At 71.4% G+C, this 5,824-nt stretch carries 6 protein-coding genes; 4 read left to right on the top strand and 2 right to left on the bottom strand.

The features are described 5' to 3' along the window. A partial coding sequence (locus tag E1182_RS28695) for a maleylpyruvate isomerase family mycothiol-dependent enzyme (protein WP_132270862.1) occupies window positions 1-471 on the top strand: 471 nt, incomplete at its 5' end. 8 nt (window positions 472-479) lie between these two features. Then, window positions 480-1,133, top strand: a complete 654-nt coding sequence (locus tag E1182_RS28690; protein ID WP_132270861.1) for an MBL fold metallo-hydrolase — start codon at window positions 480-482, stop codon at window positions 1,131-1,133. A gap of 25 nt (window positions 1,134-1,158) precedes the next feature. On the opposite strand, the gene E1182_RS28685 is transcribed toward E1182_RS28690, so the two are convergent. Continuing rightward, a complete protein-coding gene (locus E1182_RS28685; RefSeq protein ID WP_132270860.1) occupies window positions 1,159-1,842 on the bottom strand; it encodes a methyltransferase in 684 nt (227 codons plus the stop codon). A 183-nt stretch (window positions 1,843-2,025) separates the two neighbouring features. Here E1182_RS28685 and E1182_RS28680 point away from each other — a divergent pair, with 183 nt between their 5' ends. Then, complete coding sequence (locus tag E1182_RS28680; RefSeq protein WP_132270859.1) at window positions 2,026-2,229, top strand: cold-shock protein; 204 nt, start codon at window positions 2,026-2,028, stop codon at window positions 2,227-2,229. Between the two features lie 85 nt (window positions 2,230-2,314). On the opposite strand, the gene E1182_RS28675 is transcribed toward E1182_RS28680, so the two are convergent. Next, window positions 2,315-3,199, bottom strand: a complete 885-nt coding sequence (locus E1182_RS28675) for a hypothetical protein (RefSeq protein ID WP_132270858.1) — start codon at window positions 3,197-3,199, stop codon at window positions 2,315-2,317. A 741-nt stretch (window positions 3,200-3,940) separates the two neighbouring features. Between E1182_RS28675 and typA the strand changes: the two genes are divergently transcribed. Next, window positions 3,941-5,809 carry a translational GTPase TypA gene (gene typA, locus E1182_RS28670; RefSeq protein WP_132270857.1) on the top strand — a complete coding sequence of 623 codons (1,869 nt, stop codon included), beginning with the start codon at window positions 3,941-3,943 and terminating at the stop codon, window positions 5,807-5,809. The last annotated feature ends 15 nt before the right edge of the window (window positions 5,810-5,824 follow it).

Here is a 5,824-nt window from a genome sequence, read left to right as displayed (position 1 = left end):
GCCGCCGGCTCCGCCCGCCCCCCGGCTGCCCAGCTGGACGACCTGCGCCGCTCGGCGGAGCGCTTCACCGAGGCGGTCGCCGCCATGCCCGTCGGGGCCTGGTCGGCGACGGTCGAGACGCACCGTGGCCCGTGGCCGGCCGCCATGCTGGTCTGGGGACGGCTGCGCGAGGTCGAGGTTCACCACGTGGACCTCGCCGTCGGCTACCGGCCGGCGGACTGGCCGCCGGCATTCGCCCAGCACCTGTTGCACGAGGTGGTGAGCAATCTGACCGGCCGCGCGGACACCCCGGCGATGGTGCTGCGCTTCGACGGCACCCGGCATGCCCTGGTGATCGGCGAGCCGGAGGGCGCACCCGTGGTCACCGGGCCCCCCGCCGAGCTGGCCGCCTGGCTGATCGGCCGCAGCCGCGGCGACACGCTGGCCGTCACGCCGGACGGTCCGCTGCCGACCCCACCGGAATGGGTATAGCCATCGTCATGAGCTACACCGGGAGCGTCACCGCCGGCGGCCCGCCCGCCGTGCGCGAGCTGACCGGGCTCACCGTCACCAAGGTGTCGGTCGGCCCGATGGACAACAACGCCTACCTGCTGCGCTGCCGCGCCACCGGCGAGCAGGCGCTGATCGACGCGGCGAACGAGGCCCCCCGCCTGCTGGACCTCGTCGGCGACGCGGGCCTGGCCACGGTGGTCACCACCCACCGGCACATGGACCACTGGGTGGCGCTGGAGGAGGTCGTCGCCAAGACCGGCGCCCGCGCCCTGGTGCACGTCGACGACGCCGAAGGGCTGCCCATCACCGCGCAGCCGCTCGCCGACGGCGACCTGGTGCGGGTGGGCGAGCAGGCGCTGGAGGTCATCCACCTCCGGGGCCACACCCCCGGATCGATCGCCCTGCTGTACCGCGACCCGGCCGGCACCCCGCACCTGTTCACCGGGGATTCGCTCTTTCCCGGCGGGGTCGGCAACACCGACCGGGACCCGCAGCGCTTCGCCCAGCTCGTCGACGACGTGGAGCACAGACTGTTCGACCGGCTGCCGGACGAGACCTGGTTCTACCCGGGGCACGGCAAGGACAGCACCCTCGGTGCGGAACGGCCGTCACTGCCCCAGTGGCGCGCCCGCGGCTGGTAGCTGCCGGTCTGCGGTCTCTCGCCGGTCAGCGGGGCCGCAACACCTGGACCCGGCGGACCGGCGAGTCGACGGAGGGTTCGGTGGTGGGCACCGGGTAGCTTGCCACCACCTCCAGCCCGGCGGCCGGCAGGTGCCCCCGGTCGGGATCACCGACCAGCACCTCCACGCCGGAGGCGGCGACCCGGTGCAGGAACGGCAACATCCGCCCGGCGAGTGCGCCGTCGTAGAGGGCGTCCCCGGCCAGCAGCAGGTCGACGCCGGCGGCGTCACCGTCGAGCAGATCGCCCCCGGTCACCGCCACCGCCACCCCGTTGGCGCGGGCGTTGACGGTCACCGCCGCGACCGCGTACGGGTCGATGTCGTTGGCGACGACCCGGGCGGCGCCGGCCAGCGCGGCGGCGATGGCCACCAGGCCGGAGCCGGCACCCAGGTCGAGCACGCGGCGTCCCGAGGCCAGTTCGGGATGGTCGAGCAGGTGCCGGGCGAGCGCCTGCCCGCCCGGCCAGACCGACGCCCAGTAGGGCGGCGGCAGGGCACGCCCGGCCGCCGCCTCCATCCGGGCCCACCAGACGATCGCATCCTCGGCCAGGTGCAGGGACACTTCGGGCACGAACGGGGTGGGGGCCAGCCGGAGGCGGTCCAACCCGTCGCCCGGAGCCTCGATTTCCCGCTTCAGGACGGCCAGCGCCGCCGTGCTCTGTCCGTTCACCGGTCGAGCATGCCCGACCCGGCTGCCCGTCGCTCCGTTTCCGCCGCGACGCGCGACGTTTTCTCCTGACAGCCTTGCGGCACTTCAGCCGCCAAAATGGGGATCGGCCGGTTACTGTCGGGGTGGAACAGGGGGATCGTCCGCCGCGGCGGGGGGTCACCCGATGTGAACAGGGAGAGATGCATGGCAACCGGCACGGTCAAGTGGTTCAACTCGGAAAAGGGCTTCGGCTTCATCGAGCAGGACGGCGGGGGGCCCGACGTCTTCGTCCACTACTCGGCGATCGCCAGCAGCGGTTACCGGGAGCTGCACGAGGCGCAGAAGGTCGAGTTCGACGTGACCCAGGGTCAGAAGGGTCCGCAGGCGGACAACGTCCGTCCGCTGTAGTCCGTGCCGGTGGCGGCGGCCGGTCCGGTCGCCGCCACTGCGCGTGTCCGGTTACGGCCGGTCGGGTCCGGCCGTAACCGTGCGGTCACGCCACCAGGCGCCGGGCCAGTTCGTCGGCGACCTGTTTGGCCATGGTCGGCGGGATCGCCGCCGCGATGCTCTCCGGCTTGAGGCCGGCGAGTACGCCCTGGATGATGGCCGGCTCGTCGGTGAAGTCCTTGGTCGACAGCGTGGCCAACGCGCTCTGCAGCGCGGTGAGCTGGGCGGCCAACGACCGCAGCGTCGGGTGGGGGCTCACGTACGACGGGTTCGTGTGGTCCTCGCCCAACGCCATCCGGGTGTAGATCTGGCCGATCGAGTTGCGACCGTCCAACGCGGTCAGGGCCTTGTGGACGGCGTCCAGCCAGGCGTGCTCTTCAAGGGTCATGTCGTTGTCCTCCAGCAGTCCGATGGTGGTCAGGTAGCGGCGGAACAGCGGGGTCTGGTCCCGGTTCGCCTTGGTCGAGTCGCGGAAGAAACTGAAGTGGGTGTGCCACAGGTGCGAGCTGTCGCCGGTGGCGCGCTTGCCGAGCCGGTCCCACCGGCGGACCACCCTCCCGTCAGGGGAGTAGATGATCTCGCGGATGTCGCGGCTGTCCGGGGTGTTCGCCACGCACTGGGCGACGCACCAGGTGGAGAAGGTCTGCAGGTTGTGGGTGCGGCCACCGGACTGCACCCGGAACTGGCCGACGTCCAGGGCCGAGGCGTACAGGGCCAGGCCGGCGGAGTCCCGCGGCGACTCGACGACCGAGTAGTCGCCGGCGACCACCCGGTCCGAGCCGCAGTGGTAGCCGCCCCGGTGCGCCGGATCGCCGACGATGCCGACCTCGGCGGGTTCCAGGTCCTCGTCGCGGGTCCTGCCCGGGTCGACGTTCAACGTGTTCAGCAGGAGCCGGCGGACGGCCAGCAGGTTGGCCGGGGCAATGGTCATGGAGTCCCCCTTCCGCAGCCGCCCCCGCGACGCCGGCTGCTGTCAAAGTCAGGGTCACCGGCCGGGCAGGCAGTAACTGCGCGTAGCGGGGTTTCGGTCCGGAGGCGGCCCGACCGTTGGAGTGCACATCGTCGGGCTTATCCGCACGCTATCCGTTGAGACAGGTAAATTCCCAGGTCAAAGGGGCTATCTTCAGATGGCTCGAACCTGAGAGGCCGCTGGGAGCAGCACCTGAGGCGGCCGAATGGAGAAGCAGGCACCCTCCCGCCCACTGCGAAGGGTGAGGAAAAGGGCCTCACGGCGTTCCATCGTCCGGCCGTGAGGGCGATCCATGGCCCCGTGGCCACGCCCGGCGTACGCCCGCACCGGCCCACTCGGCGCGGATGACGCGGTGTGTCGCGGGTCACGACCGCCGGGATCACCCACAGCGCCCGGACGAGCCGGGCCGAGTCCGCGTACGCTAGGAAGCCGACCAGCAGCAGGGTGCCGCTCCCGGTACCAGCCGACCGACGATCACCACGACGTCGCCCGTGACGCCCGTCACGGCGACCTGGTGGAGCACCCGGGTCGGCCGGCCCTGCGGCGCGTCGGCAGCCCGTGCCTCCGGCCCCCGGCACCACCAGGGGCCAGCATGTCTGCCGCAGAAACGGTCGGAACAGCAGCTTCGGCAGAGATCCGGGCGGTCCCGGGGGAATGACCCCGGCACGCGCCCCGGCAACCGCAGACAGGAGTATGGAGGGTATGCAGCTTCGCACCGACCTCCGCAACGTCGCCATCATCGCCCACGTCGACCACGGCAAGACGACCCTGGTCGACGCCATGTTGCGGCAGGCCGGCGCCTACGGCGCCCGTGGCGAGGTAACCGAGCGCGTCATGGACTCGATGGACCTCGAGCGGGAAAAGGGCATCACCATCCTGGCCAAGAACACCGGCGTGCGGTACATGCCGGCCGACGGTTCCGAGCCGGTCACCATCAACATCATCGACACCCCGGGGCACGCCGACTTCGGCGGCGAGGTCGAGCGGGGCCTGACCATGGTCGACGGGGTGGTGCTGCTGGTCGACGCCAGCGAGGGCCCCCTGCCGCAGACCCGTTTCGTGCTCCGCAAGGCGCTGCGCGCCCGGCTGCCGATCATCCTCGTGATCAACAAGGTGGACCGGCCGGACGCCCGGATCAAGGAGGTCGTGGACGACACCTACGAACTTTTCCTCGACCTGGACGCCGATGAGGAGCAGATCGACTTCCCGATCGTCTACGCCTGCGCCCGCGACGGCATCGCCTCGCTGACCCAGCCCGCCGACGGCGCGGTGCCGGACGACAGCCACAACCTGGAACCGCTGTTCCGCACCCTGCTGGACACCATCCCGCCGCCCGCGTACGACGAGAACGCGCCGCTGCAGGCACACGTCACCAACCTCGACGCCTCGCCGTTCCTCGGCCGGCTCGCGCTGTGCCGGGTCCGCCAGGGCACCATCGCCAAGGGCCAGACGGTGGCCTGGTGCCGCACCGACGGCAACACGCAGCGGGTCCGCATCTCCGAGTTGCTGATGACCGAGGGCCTGGAGCGCAAGCCCGCCGATTCCGCCGGGCCGGGCGACATCATCGCCGTCGCCGGCATCCCGGAGATCATGATCGGTGAGACCCTCGCCGACGCGGAGAACCCGGTACCGCTGCCGCTGATCACCGTCGACGAGCCGGCCATCTCGATGACCATCGGCACCAACACCTCGCCGCTGGTCGGCCGGGTCAAGGGCGCCAAGGTCACCGCCCGGATGGTGAAGGACCGGCTCGACAAGGAGCTGGTCGGCAACGTGTCACTGCGGGTCCTGCCCACCGAGCGGCCGGACGCCTGGGAGGTGCAGGGCCGCGGCGAGCTGGCGCTGGCCATCCTGGTCGAGCAGATGCGCCGCGAGTCGTTCGAGCTCACCGTCGGCAAGCCGCAGGTCGTCACCCGGGAGATCGACGGCAGGACCTGCGAGCCGGTGGAGCGGCTGACCATCGACGCCCCGGAGGAGTACCTGGGCGCGATCACCCAGCTCCTCGCGACCCGCAAGGGCCGGATGGAGCAGTTGGTCAACCACGGCACCGGCTGGATCCGGATGGAGTGGCTCGTGCCGGCGCGCGGCCTGATCGGCTTCCGCACCGAGTTCCTCACCGACACCCGGGGCACCGGCATCCTGCACCACGTGTTCGAGTCGTACGAGCCGTGGTTCGGCGAGCTGCGGACCCGGCAGAACGGCTCGCTGGTCGCCGACCGGGCGGGCGCGGTCACCTCCTTCGCCATGATCAACCTGCAGGAGCGCGGGCAACTCTTCGTCGAGCCGACCACCGAGGTGTACGAGGGCATGATCGTCGGGGAGAACTCCCGCTCCGACGACATGGACGTCAACATCACCAAGGAGAAGAAGCTCACCAACATGCGGGCGTCGACCTCCGACGAGACCGAGAAGCTGATCCCGCCGCGCAAGCTGTCGCTGGAGCAGGCGCTGGAGTTCTGCCGCGAGGACGAGTGCGTCGAGGTCACCCCGGCCGCCGTGCGCATCCGCAAGGTCGTCCTCGACCAGACGCAGCGCGCCCGTACCGCCGCCCGTCGCAAACACGCCCACTGACACCGACCCCTCCCC

Source organism: Micromonospora sp. KC721 (genome assembly GCF_004348355.1).
Lineage (GTDB): Bacteria > Actinomycetota > Actinomycetes > Mycobacteriales > Micromonosporaceae > Micromonospora.
Note: the sequence above shows the minus strand (reverse complement) of the source record. Positions and strands in the feature narration are given on the sequence as shown.

Excerpts from the sequence above, each read along its gene's own strand:
- E1182_RS28690 (WP_132270861.1), top strand. The coding sequence starts at position 480 with ATGAGCTACACCGGGAGCGTCACCGCCGGCGGCCCGCCCGCCGTGCGC.
- E1182_RS28680 (WP_132270859.1), top strand. The coding sequence starts at position 2,026 with ATGGCAACCGGCACGGTCAAGTGGTTCAACTCGGAAAAGGGCTTCGGC.
- E1182_RS28675 (WP_132270858.1), bottom strand. The coding sequence starts at position 3,199 with ATGACCATTGCCCCGGCCAACCTGCTGGCCGTCCGCCGGCTCCTGCTG.
- typA (WP_132270857.1), top strand. The coding sequence starts at position 3,941 with ATGCAGCTTCGCACCGACCTCCGCAACGTCGCCATCATCGCCCACGTC.